At 73.3% G+C, this 18,850-nt stretch carries 17 protein-coding genes and 1 pseudogene; 11 read left to right on the forward strand and 7 right to left on the reverse strand.

The features are described 5' to 3' along the window. From QQ657_RS14380 to QQ657_RS14405, 6 genes are all read left to right on the forward strand, one after another. Entirely contained in the window at positions 1-1,542 is a 1,542-nt protein-coding gene (locus tag QQ657_RS14380; RefSeq protein ID WP_284742614.1) for a hydantoinase/oxoprolinase N-terminal domain-containing protein, read from the forward strand. After that, positions 1,542-2,612 carry an S-methyl thiohydantoin desulfurase family protein gene (locus tag QQ657_RS14385; protein WP_284742615.1) on the forward strand — a complete coding sequence of 357 codons (1,071 nt, stop codon included), beginning with the start codon at positions 1,542-1,544 and terminating at the stop codon, positions 2,610-2,612. Before QQ657_RS14380 ends, QQ657_RS14385 begins: the two co-directional genes overlap by 1 nt. Beyond that, complete coding sequence (locus tag QQ657_RS14390) at positions 2,609-3,703, forward strand: S-methyl thiohydantoin desulfurase family protein (protein WP_284742616.1); 1,095 nt, start codon at positions 2,609-2,611, stop codon at positions 3,701-3,703. Before QQ657_RS14385 ends, QQ657_RS14390 begins: the two co-directional genes overlap by 4 nt. Next, positions 3,700-4,410, forward strand: a complete 711-nt coding sequence (locus tag QQ657_RS14395; protein ID WP_284742617.1) for an SDR family oxidoreductase — start codon at positions 3,700-3,702, stop codon at positions 4,408-4,410. Before QQ657_RS14390 ends, QQ657_RS14395 begins: the two co-directional genes overlap by 4 nt. Before the next feature lie 21 nt (positions 4,411-4,431). Continuing rightward, a complete protein-coding gene (locus tag QQ657_RS14400; RefSeq protein ID WP_284742618.1) occupies positions 4,432-5,502 on the forward strand; it encodes an S-methyl thiohydantoin desulfurase family protein in 1,071 nt (356 codons plus the stop codon). A gap of 159 nt (positions 5,503-5,661) precedes the next feature. After that, entirely contained in the window at positions 5,662-7,140 is a 1,479-nt protein-coding gene (locus tag QQ657_RS14405; RefSeq protein WP_284742619.1) for a PucR family transcriptional regulator, read from the forward strand. Here the strand turns inward: QQ657_RS14405 and QQ657_RS14410 are convergent, their stop codons facing one another. The 3 genes from QQ657_RS14410 to QQ657_RS14420 are packed head-to-tail and all read right to left on the reverse strand — an operon-like array spanning position 7,141 to position 9,682. Further along, the gene (locus QQ657_RS14410) at positions 7,141-8,844 is read right to left on the reverse strand and encodes a WXG100 family type VII secretion target (RefSeq protein ID WP_284742620.1); all 1,704 of its coding nucleotides are present in this window, start codon (positions 8,842-8,844) and stop codon (positions 7,141-7,143) included. It lies immediately after the preceding gene. Continuing rightward, a complete protein-coding gene (locus QQ657_RS14415) occupies positions 8,844-9,158 on the reverse strand; it encodes a hypothetical protein (protein ID WP_284742621.1) in 315 nt (104 codons plus the stop codon). Before QQ657_RS14415 ends, QQ657_RS14410 begins: the two co-directional genes overlap by 1 nt. Beyond that, positions 9,155-9,682 (reverse strand): YbaB/EbfC family nucleoid-associated protein, encoded by a 528-nt coding sequence (locus QQ657_RS14420; RefSeq protein WP_284742622.1) that lies wholly within the window; start codon positions 9,680-9,682, stop codon positions 9,155-9,157. Before QQ657_RS14420 ends, QQ657_RS14415 begins: the two co-directional genes overlap by 4 nt. Positions 9,683-9,938: 256 nt before the next feature. Here QQ657_RS14420 and QQ657_RS14425 point away from each other — a divergent pair. Together QQ657_RS14425 and QQ657_RS14430 are read left to right on the forward strand one after the other, a co-directional pair. Further along, positions 9,939-10,493, forward strand: a pseudogene (locus QQ657_RS14425) (aldo/keto reductase); the annotation flags it as partial. A 52-nt stretch (positions 10,494-10,545) separates the two neighbouring features. Beyond that, the gene (locus QQ657_RS14430) at positions 10,546-10,866 is read left to right on the forward strand and encodes an aldo/keto reductase (protein ID WP_284742623.1); all 321 of its coding nucleotides are present in this window, start codon (positions 10,546-10,548) and stop codon (positions 10,864-10,866) included. Here the strand turns inward: QQ657_RS14430 and QQ657_RS14435 are convergent. After that, the gene (locus QQ657_RS14435; RefSeq protein ID WP_284742624.1) at positions 10,863-11,327 is read right to left on the reverse strand and encodes a hypothetical protein; all 465 of its coding nucleotides are present in this window, start codon (positions 11,325-11,327) and stop codon (positions 10,863-10,865) included. The two genes, QQ657_RS14430 and QQ657_RS14435, sit on opposite strands and share 4 nt — an antisense overlap. A gap of 101 nt (positions 11,328-11,428) precedes the next feature. Here QQ657_RS14435 and QQ657_RS14440 point away from each other — a divergent pair, with 101 nt between their 5' ends. From QQ657_RS14440 to QQ657_RS14450, 3 genes are all read left to right on the forward strand, one after another. Continuing rightward, a complete protein-coding gene (locus tag QQ657_RS14440; RefSeq protein WP_284742625.1) occupies positions 11,429-12,118 on the forward strand; it encodes a response regulator transcription factor in 690 nt (229 codons plus the stop codon). After that, positions 12,115-13,380, forward strand: a complete 1,266-nt coding sequence (locus QQ657_RS14445; protein WP_284742626.1) for a HAMP domain-containing sensor histidine kinase — start codon at positions 12,115-12,117, stop codon at positions 13,378-13,380. Before QQ657_RS14440 ends, QQ657_RS14445 begins: the two co-directional genes overlap by 4 nt. Before the next feature lie 73 nt (positions 13,381-13,453). Then, positions 13,454-13,819, forward strand: a complete 366-nt coding sequence (locus QQ657_RS14450; protein ID WP_284742627.1) for a hypothetical protein — start codon at positions 13,454-13,456, stop codon at positions 13,817-13,819. A gap of 408 nt (positions 13,820-14,227) precedes the next feature. Here QQ657_RS14450 and QQ657_RS14455 read toward each other — a convergent pair whose 3' ends face one another. From QQ657_RS14455 to QQ657_RS14465, 3 genes are all read right to left on the reverse strand, one after another. After that, complete coding sequence (locus QQ657_RS14455; protein ID WP_284742628.1) at positions 14,228-14,776, reverse strand: DUF4232 domain-containing protein; 549 nt, start codon at positions 14,774-14,776, stop codon at positions 14,228-14,230. Between the two features lie 150 nt (positions 14,777-14,926). Continuing rightward, complete coding sequence (locus QQ657_RS14460) at positions 14,927-15,484, reverse strand: DinB family protein (RefSeq protein ID WP_284742629.1); 558 nt, start codon at positions 15,482-15,484, stop codon at positions 14,927-14,929. Positions 15,485-15,502: 18 nt separating this feature from the next. Then, entirely contained in the window at positions 15,503-18,775 is a 3,273-nt protein-coding gene (locus QQ657_RS14465; protein WP_284742630.1) for a glucodextranase DOMON-like domain-containing protein, read from the reverse strand. Positions 18,776-18,850: the final 75 nt, after the last annotated feature.

Raw genomic sequence — 18,850 nt, forward strand, 5'->3', positions numbered from 1 at the left:
GTGCGCATCGGCATCGACGTCGGCGGCACCAACACCGACGCTGTCCTGCTCGACGGCCGTCAGGTGCTCGCCTCGGTCAAGACCAGCACGACCGCGGACGTCACCTCGGGCATCGTCGCCGCGATCGACGGCCTGCAGCGGCAACGCGCGTTCGACCCGGCGGCGGTCCGGGCGGTGATGATCGGCACCACGCACTTCATCAACGCCCTCGTCGAGGCCCACCGGCTCGCGCCGACCGCGGCCGTGCGGCTGAGCCTGCCGGCCGGGGCGTCGCTGCCGCCGATGGTCGACTGGCCGCAGCGGCTCGTCGACGCGGTGTCGGGGCGCAGCTACCTGGTCCACGGTGGACACGAGTTCGACGGCCGCCACATCGCGGAACTCGACGAGAGCGAGCTGCGCAAGGCCGCCGACGACATGGGGGAGGCCGGGGTGCGCAGCGTCGCGATCACCTCGGTCTTCTCCCCGGTCAACGCCGAGTTCGAGACCCGCGCGGCCGAGATCATCGGCGCGCAGCTGCCGGACGTCGCGATCTCGCTGTCCCACGAGATCGGCCGGATCGGCTTGCTGGAGCGGGAAAACGCGACGGTGATCAACGCGGCGCTGCGCGAGCTGGCCGCGCACATCGTCGACGGGCTGTCCGCGTCGGTCACCGGCGCGGGCATCACCGCGCCGCTGTACCTGAGCCAGAACGACGGCACGCTGATGGACGTCGACTTCGCCCGCCGCTACCCGGTGGCCACCTTCGCTTCGGGGCCGACGAACTCGATGCGCGGCGCGGCCGTGCTGTCCGGTTTGGACACCTGCGCGGTGGTCGACGTCGGCGGAACGACTTCGGACGTCGGTGTCCTGCGGCAAGGCTTCCCGCGTGAGGCGACCACGGACGTCAGCGTCGCCGGGATCCGCACCAACTTCCGGATGCCGGACGTGCTGTCGATCGGCATCGGCGGCGGCAGCCGGGTGCGCGGGAACGTCACGGTCGGCCCGGATTCCGTCGGCTACGAACTGACGTCGAAGGCGCTGGTCTTCGGGGGGGACACGCTCACCGCGACCGACATCGCGGTCGCGGCGGGGCGGGCCGACATCGGGGACGCGTCTCTGGTGTCGCATTTGGACAAGGGCCTGGTCCGGGCGGCGCTGGACAAGATCGCCGCCGACGTGTCCGATGTGGTCGAACGGATGCGGACGTCCGCGGAGCCGTTGCCGGTGGTGGCGGTCGGCGGTGGTTCGGTGCTGCTGCCGGACGAGCTCGCCGGGTGCGGTGAGGTGCACCGGCCGGAGAACTACGCCGTGGCCAACGCGATCGGCGCGGCCATCGCGCAGATCGGCGGCGAGGTCGACCGCGTCTACGTGATCGAGCCCGGCCGTCGCGAGGCCGTCGTCGAGGAGGCGAAGCAGGAGGCCATCGATCGCGCGGTCGCCGCCGGTGCGTCGCCGGCGTCGGTCGGCATCGTCGACTTCGACGAGGTGCCCATCCCGTACCTGCCCGGCAACGCCACGCGCATCCGCGCCAAGGCCGTCGGCGACCTGCAGCTGGGGGCGTGATGCGCGAGATCACCGAGCACGACCTGCCCGACATCGCGCGCGGCGCGGCGATCCTCGGCACCGGCGGCGGGGGAGACCCGTACATCGGCCGGCTGCTCGCGCTTTCCGCGGTCCGCTCGCACGGGCCGGTGCCGCTGGTGCCCCTGGCGGAGGTGCCGGACGACGCCGTCGTGCTGCCGGTCGCGATGATGGGCGCGCCGACGGTCATGGTGGAGAAGCTGCCCTCGGCCGAGCAGGTGGGCCTGGCCGCGCGCACGCTCGCGGGCTACCTCGGCAAGGAGCTGACGCACATCGCGTGCGCCGAGGCGGGCGGGGTCAACTCGCTCATCCCGGTCGTCGCGGCCGCGCAGCTCGGCTTGCCGCTGGTCGACGCGGACGGTATGGGCCGCGCGTTCCCGGAGCTGCAAATGGTTTTGCCGACTTTGTACGGCATCCGCGCGACCCCGATGTCCATCGCGGACGAGAAGGGCAACCGCGGGGTACTGGACACAGTGGACAACCGCTGGGCCGAACGGCTGGCCCGGTCGGCGACCATCGACATGGGCTGCTCGGCGATGATCAGCAACTACGCGATGTCCGGAAGCCAGGCGCGGGAGTCGCTGGTGCCGGGCACGCTCAGCCTGTGCGCGGAGCTGGGCGCGCTGGTCCGTTCCGCGCGTGCCGCGCACGAGGACCCCGTCGCCCGGGTCGTCGAGCGGCTGGGCGGGCGGCGGCTGTTCAGCGGCAAGGTCGTCGACGTCGCGCGCCGGACGGTCACCGGCTTCGCCCGCGGCGAGGCCCGGCTGTCCGGGATGGACGGTGACACCGGCGCCGAACTGGTGCTGCGGTTCCAGAACGAGCACCTGGTGGCCGAGCGCGACGGCGTCGTCGAGGCGTCGGTGCCCGACCTGATCTGCACGCTGGAACGCGAGACCGGGGAAGCCGTCACGACCGAAGGCCTGCGGTTCGGTCAGCGCGTCACGGTCATCGCCGCGCCCGCCGACCCGCGCTGGCACACGCCGGAGGGCATCGCGCTCGCCGGGCCGCGGTACTTCGGCTACGACATCGACCCGATCGGGGTGGCCGGGTGAGCTGGACCCTGACCGAGGACGACCTGCCCGACCTCGCCCGCGGTGCCGCGGTGCTCGGTACGGGCGGCGGCGGTGACCCGTACGTCGGCCGGCTGCTCGTGCGCGAAGCCATCCGGGAGCACGGGCCGATCACCATTCTGGATCCGTCCGAAGTGGACGACGACGCGCTGGTGATCCCGACCGCGCAGATGGGCGCGCCGACCGTGGTGCACGAGAAGCTGCCCAACGGCGCCGAGCCCGTGCTGGCCCTGCGGACGCTGGAGCGGCACCTCGGGCAGCGGGCCGACGCGACCATGCCGATCGAGTGCGGCGGCATCAACTCGATGATCCCGCTGCTGGTCGGCGCGCGGCTCGGCCTGCCGGTCGTCGACGCCGACGGCATGGGCCGGGCGTTCCCGGAACTGCAGATGGAGACGTTCGGCGTGTACGGCGTCTCCGGCTCGCCCATGGCGATCGGCGGCGAGCGCGGCGAGACCACCGTGATCGACACCGGCGCGGACAACCGGCGGATGGAGTGGCTGGCCCGCGGCGTCACCATCCGGCTCGGCGGGGTCGCGCACATCGCCGAGTACGCGATGAGCGGCGCCGACGTGAAGCGGACCGCGGTACCGCAAACGCTTTCGCTGGCGCTGACCGTGGGCCGGACGATCCGGCTCGCTCGTGAGCGCAACGAGGATCCGGTCGAGCAGCTGTCCACGGCGTTGCGCTCGACGCCGTACCAGCACCTGCGGGTGCTGTTCCGCGGCAAGGTGTCCGATGTGGAGCGCCGGACCGAGGCGGGCTTCGCCCGCGGGCGCGCCGCGGCGGTGTCGTTCGACGGTTCGAGCAAGCTGGAGATCCTGTTCCAGAACGAGAACCTGCTGGCCACTGTGGACGGTACCGTGCGGTGCGTGGTGCCCGACCTGATCTGCGTGCTGGAGGCTTCGACGGCCGAGCCGATCACGACGGAGACGCTGCGGTACGGCCAGCGCGTCACCGTCGTCGGCATCTCGACCCCGCCGCTGATGCGCACGCCGGAGGCCCTCGACACGTTCGGTCCCGGTGCGTTCGGGTTGCCGCACCCCTTCGTCCCCGTCGAGGAGATCGGATGAGCTTGACCGGGAAGCACGTCGTGATCATCGGTGGCGGTTCCGGCATCGGCTTGGAGGTGGCCCGGCGGTGTGCCGCCGCGGGCGCGTCGGTCCACCTCGGCGGACGCACGCCGGAGAAGCTGTCGACGGCGGCGAAGGAGGTGGGCGGCACCTGGCAGGTCGTCGACAGCACCGACCAGGAGTCGCTGGCCGCGTTCTTCGGCGCCCTGGACCGCATCGACCACCTCTTCACGCCCGGCGCGTCGTACACGGTGGGGCCGCTGCGGGAGCTGAGCGACGAGGACGCGGCGAGCCCGTTCGTGACGAAGTTCTGGGGCCAGTACCACGCCGTCAAGCACGCGGTGCCGCGGTTGGCCCCGGACGCGTCGATCGTGCTGATGTCCGGGGCGGCGAGCGTCCGGCCGCCCGGTGCGGCGCCCGCGTACGTCGCCTGCAACGCGGCGGTCGAAGGGCTCGGCCGCGGGCTCGCGGTCGAGCTGGCGCCGGTCCGGGTGAACGTGGTCGCGCCGGGCACGATCGACGGCAACCTCTGGGCCGGGCGGCCCGCGGACGTGCGGGAGGCGAGCTTCGCGCAGTACCGCGCGGACACGCTGCTGCACCGCGTCGGGAAGGAGTCCGAAGTGGCCGATGCGGTGCTGTACTTGTTCGGCAGCACCTACACGACCGGGTCGACGCTCTACCCCGACGGTGGCTACGCGCTGCGCTGAGCTCGTCTACTGTGGTCAGTCATGCGCATCACCGCTGGTGACGTGGCCGCCCTCGAACGCGGGGTGGCCCTGCTCGGGTCCGGCGGCGGCGGGGACACCGTGACCGCCGCCGTGCTGCTGCGCCGGTTGCTCTCGGACGGCCGGTCGCTGGTCGTACGTCCCGCCGGCGAGCTGCCGCCGGACGCGCGGGTGGTGCCCATCGGCGTGGTCGGCGCGACGGCGGCGTTCACCGAGAAGCTGCCGGGCGGCGGCGAGTTCGCGGCCGCGGTGGCCGCCGTCGAGCGCTGGACCGGCGAGCGTGCCGACGCGCTGATGTCCATCGAGATCGGCGGCCTCAACGGGCTGCTGCCGCTGGTCGTGGCCGACCAGCTCGGGCGCGGGTACGTCGACGCAGACCTGTCCGGCCGCGGACTGCCCCGGCTCGACCAGTTCTCGGTGGCGGCGACCGGCCGCGGCGTCGCCCCGGCGGCACTGGCGGAGCCGGGCGGGCAGGTCGTGGTGCTGGCGGCCGGGTCCGACGTGGTGATCGAGCGCGGAACCCGGGCGTTCCTGGCCGGCTCCGGCGGGTGGGCGGCGTTCGCGCTGGCCCCGATCCCGGCCGGCGAGCTGGCGGAGTGTTCGGTCCCGGGAACGACGAGTGGGGCTTTGGAGCTGGGCCGCCGGGTGCTGGCGGCGGGGGAGAGCCCGCCTCGTGACGCGCTCGAGGCGGCGTTGGCGGGATCGGTGCTGGCCCGCGGGAGGGTCTTGGAGGTGGCGCGACACCTGGGGCCGGGGCAGCACGGAAGCCCGGGATTCGGCCGAGGAAGCGTCACGCTGGCCGACCACCGCGACGGCGCGCTGCTGCGGCTGGAGATGGAGAACGAGTACCTGCTGGCCTTGCGCGACGGGGAACCGGTGGCGTCGACCCCGGACGTGCTGTCGGTACTGGACCACCGCACGGGAGTCCCGGTGTCGTGCGACGCGATCCGTGCGGGGGTGGAGGTGGACGTGGTCCGGCTGGCAGCGGCGCCATTCTGGACGGACCCGCGGTGGCTGCCGGTGGTCCGGCCCCGGGCGTACGGCATCGACTGCGACCCGGTGGGTGTGGAGTGAGGGGGCGGCGGGTGCTTGCGCCGGAGCGTCGCGCGGTGGGTGGCGTGGGGCCGGTGTTGCAGGGCTGGGCGGGCAGGTCGCGGTGCCGCAGCGTGCCGCCTCATCGGGATCTGTCGTGAGCCGGCAGCAGGCGGCCGGCACCGGCCCGGCGGGGCTCCCATGAGCCTGCGCCGAGTTCTCTCCCTCCCCGGCTGGGCCGAGAACGTCCGGCTGCTCGCCGGCGCGGCCGGGCTCGACCGTCCACTCGCGACCGTTCAGGCCACTTTGGACGCTTCCCACCTCCCCGGGCCCGGGGAACTCACCGTCGTCGCCCGGCCGGTTGCCGGGACCGACTGGCAGATCGATGCCCTTCTTCGGCGCTGTGCCGATGCCGGGGCCACCGGAGTCCTGCTGCCCGGGACCGAACCGCTCACCGCGTCGCGGCTGCTCGCCGATCGGCTGGCCGTTCCGTTGCTGACCACCGGTGCCGCGCCGCTGGATCTGCTCGTCGAAGCGCGGCTGCTGCTCGCCGCGCCCGAACTCGACCGGGCCGATCTGCTGCTGGCCACCCATCGCGCGCTCGGTGATCGGCTGCGGCCGCCCGAAGAGGTCGTTGCCGTGCTGCGGCGGCTGCTGCGTTCGCCCGTCGCCGTCCTCGACGATCGTGGTGCGCCGCTCGCCGGTGAAGTCGACGGGCGCGTGCGGCTGGACGAGGCCGTGCCGCAGCGGACCGACGGCGACGGCAGCGTCTTCCTGGCCCACCCCGTTCTCCTGCAGCGCCCGGCGATGTGGCTCGCGGCCGAACTGCGGGGGACCGAAGCCGCGCGGGCCGACGTCGTCCCGCCCGCGCTCGCCGTCGCCGCCGGGGCGCTGCAACGGTGGCTGCTCGCCAACCGGCTCGAGCTGGAACGCGACGCGCGCTCCCGCACCGCGTTGCTCGGCGACCTCCTGCGCCTCGACACCGAACCCGGCGCGGACCTGCGCCGCCGCGTCGCCGACGCCGGCTGGCGGCTCGGCGGCTGGCACGTCGGCCTGCACATCGGTGTCCCGGCGGCGGTCGACACGGTCGCGCGCACGCAGGAGGTCATGCGGGCGCTGGACGTCGAGGCGGTCGTCGTCGAGCACGGCGACGGCTGGACCGGCTGGGTCACCTTCGACCACGAACCCACGGCGGAACGCGTGCGCTCCCTGGCGACCCGGCTCCAGACGGCGCACCGGGCGCTGCGCCTCGGCGCGCACATGGGGGTCGGGCGGCCGCACCCGCGGCCGGAAGGGCTGGCGGCGACCGTCGCGGAGGCCCTCGACGCGGCCCGGCTCGCCGCGACCCGGCCCGAGACCGGTCACTTCCTGCACGTCGACCAGCTCGGGATGGCGCAGCTGCTGCTGGAGTGGACCCGCACGGACACGTTCGAGCCCGCGGCCCGCGCACTCGTCGCGCCGCTGCGGGACGCGCCCGGCGAGCTGGTCCGGACCCTCGCCGCCTACCTCGACGCGGAGTCGTCGATCGCCGAGACCGCCACCGTGCTGGGCGTGCACCGCAACACCGTGGCGGCCCGGATCGCGCGGATCGAGCAGCTGCTCGGGGTGGACCTGTCCCGCCCGGACGAGAGGCTGGCACTGCACCTCGCGTCCCGGGCGGTGATCCTCGCGGAGGAGTGACTAGTCGTCGTCCCCGCCGGTGACGTTGCCGATGCTCGCGGGCACGCCCTTGATCATGTCGACGACGGTCTTGCCGGCCAGGCCCGACTTGCCGAACCACGGGTCGGTCATGATCTTGATGGCCGACTCGAACTTCTCGGCGCCTTCCTTGCCGAAGACCTTGCCGAGCTGCTCGACCGAGAAGTTGTTGATCTTGTCGAACTTCGCCATGATCTCCGGCGTGACACCGTCCACCTTGGACAGCTTGTCCTTGATGACCGCGGTCATCTGGTCGGTGAACGGCTTGTGCGGCTTGGGTTCCGGTGTGGCCGACGACGGTGTGGAGTCCGGCTTCGGGTCCGGCGTGGCGTCGGGCTTGGGCTCGGGTGTGGTGTCCGGCTTCGGTTCGGGCTTGGGTTCCGGCGTGGCCGACGACGGCGTGGTGTCGGGCTTCGGTTCCGGCTTGGGCTCCGGGGTCGCCGAGGACGACGGCGCGGGCTCGGGCTTCGGCTCGGGCTTGGGCTCCGGCTTGGGTTCCGGTGTGGTGTCCGGCTTGGGCTCGGGCTTGGGTTCCGGCGTGGCCGACGACGGTGTCGTGTCGGGTTTGGGTTCCGGCTTGGGCTCGGGTGTGGTGTCCGGCTTCGGTTCGGGCTTCGGCTCCGGTGTAGCCGACGACGGCGTGGTGTCCGGCTTCGGTTCCGGCTTGGGCTCCGGTGTCGTGTCCGGCTTCGGCTCAGGTTTGGGTTCCGGCGTGGCCGACGACGGCGTGGTGTCGGGCTTGGGCTCCGGCTTGGGTTCCGGTGTGGTGTCCGGCTTGGGCTCGGGCTTGGGTTCCGGCGTCGCCGACGACGGGGTCGTGTCCGGCTTCGGCGCGGGCGTCGAGTCCGGCTTCGGCAACGGCGTCGCGTCCGGCTTGGGGGTGGGGGTCGGCGTCAGGCTGCTCGTCGGCGGCTTGGCGCCCGCGATCTCGTCGCCCGCCTTGCCCATCTTCGCCAGCGCCTTCACCAGGTCGGCCAGCTTCTTGCCCAGCTGGATCAGCTTGGTGCCGATCTTGCCCAGCGCCGTGGCGACCGTGCCGATCGTCGTCGTGACGAACAGCGCGATCGACGCGCCGAACGTCACCGGGGCCAGCGCCGCCGCGATCAGCGCGCCCTTGATGATCGTCGCCAGGAGCATCGCGATCAGGTCGCGGAAGATGCCGCGGAAGGCGCCGACGATGCCGCCGGCGATCTTCATGTTCTTGCCGGCCTGGTCGAGGTAGCCGCCGAGGGAGGCGAGCTGCTCGGTGACCGCGTCCATGTCCTTCTTGAACTGGTCCGCGGCGTTGCCGGACCAGTCCTTCATGAGCTTCTCGATCTCCGACTGGTGGTCCGTCGACCACTGCTCCAGCTTCTTCTTCTCGGCCGAGAGCGCTTCGGCGGCCGCGTTGATGCCGATGGGGTCGCCCATCAGGATGTCCAGCGGCCACCGCAGGATCGTGATGTGCTCGATGAGCCAGCCGATCCCGGCGGTGAGCAGGCTGCCGATCGGGTCCAGCACGAGACCGATGGTCTCCAGCGCCATGCCCGCCGCGCCGATGCCGATCGCGACCTGGTCGTTCTCCTTGACGGCCTTGTCCAGGCCCACCGCGGCTTCGAAGAAACCGGCACCGGCCGCCCGGTTGTCGTCGTTGAAGAGTTCGGAGCCGTGGAGGCCGACGTCCTTGCTCTTGTAGTCGTCGCCCACTATTCGAACCTCACGATCGAGTCGACGGCGTCTTGTTCGCCCGACTGGTAGCGCTTCGCGGCCTCGGCGACCTTGTCGGAGAACTCGCCGATGGTCTTGGCGTAGTCGCCGAACTGGTGGTGCGCCTTGTCCGTCCAGGTGCTCGCGCCCGCCGCCATCAGCTGGCACGCCGGGTTGATGCCGAACATGCCGGGGTCGCACGTCATGCCGCCGACCAGGTCGGCCGTGCCCTGCAGGTTGCTCTGGAGCTCGTCGAGGTGCTTGCCGAAGTTGGCCAGGGGCTCCGAATTGACCCTGAAGCCGCCGCCGCTCACCAGGGGTTCGATTCGTCGTCGGGGTGGTCGTCGGCCGGGGGACGGCGACGCGGGGCAGGCCCGGCGGCCGGCGGGGCCGGCGGTGCGGGCGGCCGCGCCGGGGGAGCGGCCGGCGGCGGGGTCCGCTCGGGCTCGGCGCTTTCCGGTGCCGCGAAGTCGCCGTCGGGCGGCGGGTCCGGCGGCAGGAAGGACCGGACCATGTCGGTCGACTCGCCGTCGCCGTTGATGGTGGAGAAGGAGTCCGCGACGGTGCGGGCGGTCTGGCGCTGCGCTTCGCGCACCGTGCTCATGATCGCCGCGGTCAGCCGCGCGGGTCCCATCTCGGTCGCGCGGTGCCCGAGTTCGAGGTTCGTGAGCGCGCCGTTCGGCGCGAGCGTCACGGTGACCGACCCGTCGCGGGAGCGGACCGTGGCACCGGCCGCGGAAAGCGCTTCGCTCAGCGCCGCCGCCTTCGATTGCATGTCCCGGACCTGACGTTCGAGCAGCAGCTCGAAGTCTTCACCTGGCCCCAGGTTCGGTTGCACGAATTCGACTCCTCGCCACGCCGGGGTACGGGGCAACGGGCCCCACGATCGGGCCAGGTTAGCGCACCCCCGGAGTTCATTTCGGGCTAACCGGGAGGATGGCTCGTTTTCTCCCCGAAGTTGCCCTGGAATGCCCTCGATCGGGTTTGACCCGGACCACGCTCCGGGTTGCACGATCGGGGACATGACACGACTGGACGACTACCGGCCGCTGGGCCGCTCCGGGCTGCGGGTCTCGCCGCTGGCGCTGGGCGCGATGACCTTCGGCACCGGCTCCTTCTGCGCCGACGACGACACCGCGCGCAAGATCTTCCGCGCCTACGTCGAGGACGGCGGCAACTTCGTCGACACCGCCGACAACTACAGCGCCGGCCGCAGCGAGGAGCTCGTCGGCGAGTTCCTGCGCGACGTCGACCGGGACGACGTCGTGCTCGCCACCAAGTACTCCGGGCCCGACTTCAGCGGTGGGGAACCGCGGTCGGACGCCCGCCACCGCAGCAACGGCCGCAAGAACATGGTCGCCTCGCTGGAGGCGTCGCTGCGGCGGCTGCGCGTGGACCACGTCGACCTGTACTGGCTGCACATCTGGGACGGCTTCACCCCGGCCGAGGAGGTCATGGCGGCGTTCGGCGACCTCGTGCGCGCCGGGAAGATCGGCGCCGTGGGGCTCAGCGACGTCCCGGCCTGGTACGCGACGAAGGCCGCCATGCTCGGTGGGCCGCCGGTGACCGCGCTGCAGCTGGAGTACTCCCTGGTCGAGCGGGCGATCGAGGCCGAGCACGTGCCCCTGGCGCGGGAGTTCGGCATCGCGGTCCAGCCGTGGGGCGCGATCGGCGGCGGGTTCCTGTCCGGCAAGTACACCCGTGACGGCGGCGGGACGGGACGGCTCGCCCTACCGGTCCCTGCCGGAAACGCGCTGGGCCGTGCTGGACGTCGTCCGCGAGGTCGCGGCCGAGGTGGGCGCGACCCCGGCCCAGGTGGCGCTGCACTGGGTGACGCGCCGGCCGGCCATGCCCGCGCCGCTGATCGGCGCCCGGTCGCCGGAGCAGCTCGCCGAAACCCTCGGTGCGCTCGAACTCGACCTCACCGAGGCCCAGCTCGACCGGCTCACCGCGGTCAGCGCACCGGATCTGCCGTTCCCGCACGGCATCCTGGCCCGGCTCAACGCCGGGCTGCCGCGCTAGCCGCGTCCGTGGTGGCCCTCGTCGGCGACCGTTTCGGCGTGCGGCTCACCGTCGCGGCACGTCACGATCGTCACGTTCTCGGTCCCGTCGTTCTTGAACTTCACCGACGCGGTGGCGGCGGGGCCGGGGGAGACGTCGTCGGTGCGCCAGCCCGGGTCCGGGCTCCACGACATCAGCTCGATCCGGTCCCCGGTGCACTTCGCGACGAGGCGGCCGCCGGGGACGGTCAGGCCGCGCGGCGCCGGGGCGCTCGAGGACGTCGTGGTCGAGGCCGGCGCCACCGGGGTCGTGCTCGTCGGCACGGTTTCCAGCGCGCGAGCCACGTCGTCCTGCGACAGCGGCTGGTTCTGCGGGCCGAGGATGCCCGCGCCGACGAGGTCGAGGGCCACCGTGCCGGCGCCCGCGGTGACCGCGGCGGCCAGCAGCCACCCCGCCGTCATCCACAGCCCGCGCCTGGTCACCCGTCCACTGTGCCATCCGGGAGGGTTAAAGCGCGGCTAAGACGTCCTTAGCGTTCGCCAGGAGCCCGGCGAAGCGGCTTCGCGTGTGTAGCCTCCCCGGAATGGCGACCGTGCTGCTCGTCGAGGACGACCCGACCATCCGCACGGCCGTGCTGCGTGCGCTGGGCGAGCGCGGGCACACGGTGACGTCCGCGCCGACCGCGATGGCCGGGCTGCAGGCGGCGGTCACCGACCGGCCCGACGTCGTCCTGCTCGACCTGGGCCTGCCCGACCTCGACGGCCGCGAGGTGCTGCGGATGGTGCGGGCGGTCAGCGCGGTGCCGATCATCGTGGTCACCGCCCGGGGCGCGGAGGAGGAGATCGTCCGGCTGCTCGACGCCGGTGCCGACGACTACGTGGTCAAGCCGTTCGGCGGCGCCCAGCTCGACGCGCGGATCCGCGCGGTGCTGCGGCGGGCCGAGCCGGAGGAGACGACGGCCCCGGTCGTCGTCGGCGGCCTGTCGGTCGACGCGCGGACGCGGCAGGCGGCCCTCGACGGCGCGCCGCTGGACCTCACCCCGCGCGAGTTCGACCTCCTGCACTACCTCGCGAGCCGGGCCGGGACCGTGGTGAGCAAGCGCGAGCTGCTCGCCGACGTCTGGAAGCTGCCGTACGCCGGCGCGGACAAGACGGTGGACGTGCACCTGTCGTGGCTGCGGCGCAAGCTCGGCGAGACCGCGCAGGAGCCGCGGTACCTGCACACCGTGCGACGGGTCGGCGTCCGCCTGGCCGAACCGGAGGGCCCGGCGTGAGGAAGCGGCTCGCGGTGCTGGTCACGGCCGCGATGAGCCTGGTGCTCGTCGCGTTCCTGGTGCCGCTGGCGATCCTGCTGCGGTCGGTCACCGCGGACCGCGCGGTCACCGCCGCGACGGCGAAGGCGCAGTCGCTGACGTCCTTGGTGGCGACGTCCGACGCGGCGTCGCTGCGCCCGGCGGTCGACCAGCTCAACACGACCGAGGGCCACCCGGTGACCGTGTTCCTCCCTGACGGGACCGTGCTCGGCGCGCCGACCCCGCGCACACCGGGCGTCGCCCTGGCCGCGGCGCAGGGCAGCAGCCTGACCGTGGAGGACGCGGACGGGCGCGAAATCCTCGTCGCGGTCCAGGGCCTGCCGGCCGGGACGGCGGTCGTGCGGGCCTTCGTCGAGCGCGCCGAGCTGACCCGCGGGCTGGGTGCGGCCTGGCTGGTGCTGGCCGGGCTGGGCGTGGTGCTGCTGGCGCTCGGGGTGTTCGTCGCCGACCGGCTGGCCCGCTCGATCGTGCGGCCGGTGCACGAGCTGGCGGCGGTGTCGCGCCGGCTCGCCGAGGGCGACCTCGACGCCCGGGCGCGCCCGGGTGGGCCGGGGGAGGTGCGGTCGGTCGCCGCCGCGCTCAACCTCCTGGCCGCGCGGATCCGGGACCTGGTGCGGCAGGAACGCGAGGCGGTCGCGGACATCTCGCACCGCCTGCGGACGCCGTTGACCGTGCTGCGGCTGGACGCCGAGTCGCTGGCCGATCCCGCCGAGGCCGAGCGGATCACCGGCCACGCGGAAAGCCTGGAGCGCCAGGTCACCGCGTTGATCGACCAGGCGAGGGCGCGGGACTCGGCGCCCGGCTCGTGCGACGCGGTTTCGGTCGTCCGCGCGCGGGCCGAGTTCTGGTCGGTGCTCGCGCAGGACCAGGACCGCGCGGCGACGGTTTCGCTCGACGACGGTCCGCTGCCGGTCGCGGTCGGCGAGGCGGAGCTGGCCGCGAGCTTGGATGCGTTGCTGGGCAACGTCTTCGCGCACACACCGGAGGGGACGGCCTACGCGATCCGGCTCACGGCCACGCCCGACGGGGCCCGGCTGGAGGTCACGGACGAGGGGCCGGGCTTCGACGAGGGCGAGCGCGGTGCGAGCGGCGTCGGGTCGACCGGGCTCGGGCTGGACATCGCCCGCCAGACGGCCCGCGCGTCCGGCGGGGAGTTCACGGTCACCCGCGGGCCGGGGGCGCGGATCGTGCTGGACCTCGGGAAGGCTTTAGGGATGCCTTAAGCGTCGCGCAGCGCGCCGCTATCGCCGGGCGCGTGATGCTTCTTTCGTTGTCGGAGAACGAGAAGGAGCAGACATGCGCAAGATTCTGGTGATCGCGGCGGCCGGCGCGGTGCTCGCGGTGGGCGGGACGACGGCGGCCTTGGCGCAGTCGGGAGCCGACGACGGTACGCGGGTGCCCACGTCCGTCGGGGCCACCACGACGAGCGAACCCTCGGCCACCACGGAAACCACGGTTTCGCCGAGCGTGAGCCGCCCGGCGCCGAGCACGTACCCGACCCGGTCGGCGCCGAGCACGTACCCGACGCACACCCACGACCTCGGCGACGACCACGGCGGCCGGGGGAACGAGCCGGGCGACGACCACGGGCGCCACCACGAGCCGGGCGACGACCACGGCGGCCACCACGAGGCCGGGGACGACCACGGCGGCCGCGGCTGACCTCGCCGGCCGGAGTCCGGCAGGGTCGGTTCTTTCGCGTGGCGCCCGGGTCCGCTGTCTTGAATGAGTCATTCAGGACTTCCCGAGACCTGAATGACTCATTCAAGACGCTCGAATCCGGATCCGGTTCACGGCAGCGGCGGAAGCCGGGTGGCCGAACCGCGACCTTGCCGGGACTCTGACATCACCGGTGCCGGATGGCCGACACGCGTGACTGGGCGGTCGCCCACGCGGCGGCGCGCGGGGGGGTCCCCCCGGGGGCCGGTACCGGAGGGGGCGGCCCCCGGGAAACCCCCCCCCCGGCCCCCCCGGCGCGGCCCCGCCCCACCGCGGGGGGGTGGGGGCCCCCCGGGTGGCGGGGGGCCCCCCCCGGGGCGCCGCCGCGGGCCCGCCCCCCCCGCGTGCGCGTTACGGCTGGGCCGGGCCCGCGGTCACCGCGCCGACGGTCAGCCCGTGGGCGTCGGCGGAGTCGTCGAGCGGGCCCTGGTTCCACGGCAGCGTGATCGCCGGGTCGCTGGTGTCGCCGCGCGGGGTGGTCGTCTGGGGCGCGGTCACCGTGACGCTCGCCGGCTGGACCTGGTTCTCCGGAGCCTCGATCCCGGTCCAGTGCAGCAGCATCGACGCGGGCGCGCCGTCGGCGACGGTGACCGCCGGCGCGTCGGCGGCGGCCGGGTCCGGCGTCACGGTCACGCCGCCGGCGCCGGTCAGCGTGACCGGCAGTGCGCCCTGCAGCGTGCACGACTCGCCCGGCTTCGCGGTGAACTCGACCGAGGCGTAGCGCTGGCCCGCACCCGGGGACCCGGCGACGAGCGTCGTGTCGATCTGCGAAGACGTGCAGTTGAAGTCGGTCGGCATCGCGGAGGCGGTCCCGGCCGCGGCGATCACGGCGGTAGCGGCGGCACCGGTCACGGCGAGGGCGGTGACACTGCGGGTGATGACACTGCGACGAACGGACATGAGGGGAACCCCTTCCTGTGTCAAGCGGTCCGGTGAGTCCTTCACCGAACTTTCGTGTTCACAGGAAAAGATGCCCACGACCCGATCAGGTTAGCTCCGAAGTGCGATTGCCCGCACAAAAGCAACCCTGGGTGATCTTGAACGTCCACCCTAACGAGCGGCTGTGGCAGCCCGCTCGATTTCGGCGTGCCTGGCCGCCCAGAAATCCGCGTCCCGGCTCGCCGCGCTGGTCACCCCGTCCAGCTGCTCCCGCAGGATGTCCGCGTGCCCCGCGTGCCGGCTGGTCTCGGTGAGCACGTGCACCAGGACGTTGAACAGCAGCACATCCGGCCGCGGCCACCACGGCACGTGCCCCGGCGCGTCGACGGCGAGCGCGGTGATCGTCGCGTCGGAGTGTTCCCCGGCGCGGCGGTAGCGGTCGAAGATCTCCGCGCGCGTCTCGTGCTCGGTCGCCCACATGTCCTTTCCCCGCGCACCGGCGTCGTCCCAGCGCGGCACCGGCTCGGGGAACGGCCGGCCGAACACCTCGCCGAAGTACCGCGCTTCGGTCAGCGTCAGGTGCTTGACCAGGCCGAGCAGGTTGGTGCCCGTCGCGGTCAAGGGCCGGCGGATGTCGTACTCGCTCAGGCCCTCGAGCTTCCCGGTCATCACCTCGCGGATTTCCCGCAGATCGTCGTGCAGATACCGTTTCGCGAAGTCGTCGATCACGCTTTCGAGCGTGCCAGATCAGCCCACCGGTACGCCACGCACCGCGACCGGCCCGCGGGTCGGGTCCAGCTCGGCCGCCTGGTCCACTCCGGACGGTGTCAGCACGTCGAACGCCTTCGGCGCCGTCGCCGGGTCCGCCGCGCAGATCGGCGCCGTGCCGCCCGCCGCGCACAGGCCGAACGTGTACTGCCCCGCCGTCGGCGTGAACGGCCGCGCCTGGTCGGGGGAGTTGCCGTCCTGGCCGGTCAGCACGACCGCGAACGTCCAGCCGGCAGCCGGTGTCCCGAACGCCGACTTCGCCACGCTCACCGTGATGTATCGCGTCGCCTGCGAAGCCTGCACGGACGGCGTCGCTAGCGAAGCGCCCGAAGCGTCGACGAGCGCCGGATCGGCGAAGCCCTGGACTTCGAGGCGCCGGCTCCACGCGTCCTGCGCGGCGATGGAGTACGCCCGGCTCGGGAACGGCGCCGCGGTCGACGTCGCCGTCGCGGCCGGGTCGTGCGCGTAGATCGTCAGCAGCTGCGCGCCCAGCGGCGAGCCGAACGTCGGCGACAAGTCGCGGATCTGCGCGCGGAACACGAGGTTCGTGCCGGAGTCGATGACCTGGAACCGCTGCAGGTCGAACGCGCCCGCGTGGAAGTCCCCGGCCGTCGGGTAGGTGAACGTGCCCGGGCCGTTGTCGTCGCCGTCCGGGTCGGCCGAGTCGAGCAGCACCGTGCCGGTGACGAAGTCCGAGCTGATCGTCTTCTGCGCGTAGCCGGTCCCGGTGCCGGACGTGGCGGCCGCGGTGACGACGTTCGCGCCCAGCGGCGTCGGCACCGTCGCGCTGAACGTCCCCGCCGCCGTCGCCCGGGTCGACAGCACGGAAGTCGTCCCCGCGTCGGTGGCCGACACGGCGAGGTCGACCCGGCTGCCGGCGGGTGCGGTGCCGGTGACCGCCGCGGTCGCGGTCGACACCGACGCCGGAGCGTCGAGGGTGACCGCCAGCGCCGCGGGCGGGGCGTGCGTGACGTACCGGGCGCGGACGTCGGCGGGCTGTTCGGTCAGCCGTCCGTCGTCCAGGGCCCGGGCCAGGCGCACCGACTGCGACTGCGCCCAGCTCAGCGGCGCGACCGAACCGGCGGGCTGCCCGGGGGCGAACCCGATCGACGCCGTGCGCGGGTCCGAGCCGTAGGGCGACGGCGGGACCGCCGGGTTTTCCCACGCCTGCTCGGGAATCAGCCCGGTGCCGCCGGTCTGGGCCCGCATCGCGCGCAGCAAGGCCGCTGCGCCGGCGCGGTCGCCGGTCTGCACGGCTTGTTCGCCGCGTTCACCGGCGAGCACCGGCCAGAGGTGCCCGGACCCGGTGTTCGGCCCCGGCCAGGGCGCCCCGGTCGGCGCGCAGTTCGTCGGGTCGGGCTCGTAGCAGTCGCCGTAGCCGTCCTCGCTGCCCGCCGCGGAAGTCCCGTAGCGGTACCAGCCCGGCCCGGCCGGCGTGTCCCGCTTGATCACCCGGTCCACGACGGCGAGCGACGTGGTGACGTCCGGGTCGTTCGCCGGCAGCACGCCGAGGCGCGTCAGCTCGAGGAACCCGGCGTCGACGACCGCGCGCTGGTCGGCGTCGACCGAGCCGTTGCCGAGGTTGTAGATCCACTCCGAGTTCGGGTCGCCGTTCTTCGTCAGCCGCAGGAAGTACCGGCCGCCGTACGGTCCGGTGGAAGTCACCGTCCAGCCCTTGATGCTGCGCTGGAAGTGGTCGGCGGTCGCCCGGTAGACGCGGGCGCGCGCCGGGTCGCCGTTGCGGTCGGCGATCACGCCGGCCGCGACGAGCCCGGCGATCTCCGCGGCGATCGTCGAGGGCGAGTAGCCGCCCTGTTCTTCCCAGCGCTCGGAACCGAACGCCGGGCCGTGCGCGACGACGAAGTCCGCGGCCGCGCGGATGTGATCGGTGTAGAGCGTGCGGTCGCGGTCGAGCCCGGCCTGCAACGCCATCAGGATCGGGTACGCGCTCTCGTCGAGCTGGTCGCCTCCGGAGTCGGGCGCCTTCTTCCCGTTGAGCATGGAGTTGCGCGGGAAGCGGCCGTCGGGCTGCTGTTGCCGGCTGAACAACCACCGCACGCTGGCTCGCGCCGTCTCGCGGTCACCCGCGGCGAGCAGGCCCGAGAAGCTTTCGTAGAGGTCGCGGGCGAAGATCTCGCGATAGGAACCGAAGTAGACGGGCTTGCCGCCGGGCGCGTCGCCCGCGGAGACCGCCTGCCCCCACGGGCTGCCGAGCGAGGCGACCACCGCGCCGGGGAACGTCTTGTCCTCGCTGGCCTTCAGCACGTTGGCCGACTGGTAGTAGGAGTCGGAATCCTTGCCCCGCAACGGGATCAGGCCGTTGTCGTAGTCGCGCCAGCCACGCGCGTAGTCGCGGTAGCTCTGGTCGAACGGCGTGCGCAGGCTCGCGCCGGCGGTCTGGACCGCCGCGCGCGCGTCCGGGCCGAAGCCCAGCGCCAGCACAGCCGGGCGGCGCGGCTCCAGGTCCAGCTGCGCGGTCTGCACGACGTTGCCGTTCACCGCCGACGGTGTCCGGTCGGTCAGCCGGTGGTCGCGGTCGAGCTGGGCCAGCCCGTCGCCGGCCGTGCCGGCGAACCCGCTGGACGTGCCGAGGAACCGGCGGTCGGCGCGCAGCGCGGCGGCCAGCGGAGTGGCGTAGTCGCGGGCCGGCGCGCTCGACACCGTGTTCGGGTCGGCGCTGACCAGCGCGCTCGTCGCCGCGTCGACGGTCGCGGTGTCCCCGCCGCCGTTCGCCGGGCCACCACCGCCGTTGCCGTTGATGCTCGCGTCGAACCGCACGTAGACCTTGAGGTCGCGGCCGGACCCCCGCAGCGGGTCCAGGCGCGTCCGGATGAGCACGCCGGTCCGGGCCGGGTCGGTCAGGTACTCGGTGACCAGCCGGTACTTGCCACTGCGCGGGGTCGACGTCACCTCGCAGGCCATCCCGCCCGCGCTGGTGCGGACGGTGTAGGTCATGTCCCGCGCCTGCAGGTCGGTGAACGTGGCGCCGTCGGTGACCGCGAACTGCAGCGTCTCGACGTTCGTGTTGTCGATCACCGGCGCGTACACATCGGACAGCACGCCACCCGCGACGGTGAACCACGCCTTGCTGGTCGTGTTCCGCGCGGTGCCCAGGCAGTCCTTGCGGGCCAGCCCGAAGTGCGAGAGGGCACCCGGCCCGGGATCCGGGACGGCAGCGGCGGCTGCCGGAGCGGGCAGGAGGGCGGCGGCCAGCACCGCGCACAGCACCACGGACGACGTCGACCGAGTCATCCGCACATCCGATCACGCCGGCCCGCGGCGCACCAGAGCCGAACGCAGCAGGGAAAGTCGTTACCCGTGATTGAG

This window comes from Amycolatopsis ponsaeliensis, assembly GCF_030182635.1.
In the GTDB taxonomy this organism is placed as follows: Bacteria; Actinomycetota; Actinomycetes; order Mycobacteriales; family Pseudonocardiaceae; genus Amycolatopsis; species Amycolatopsis ponsaeliensis.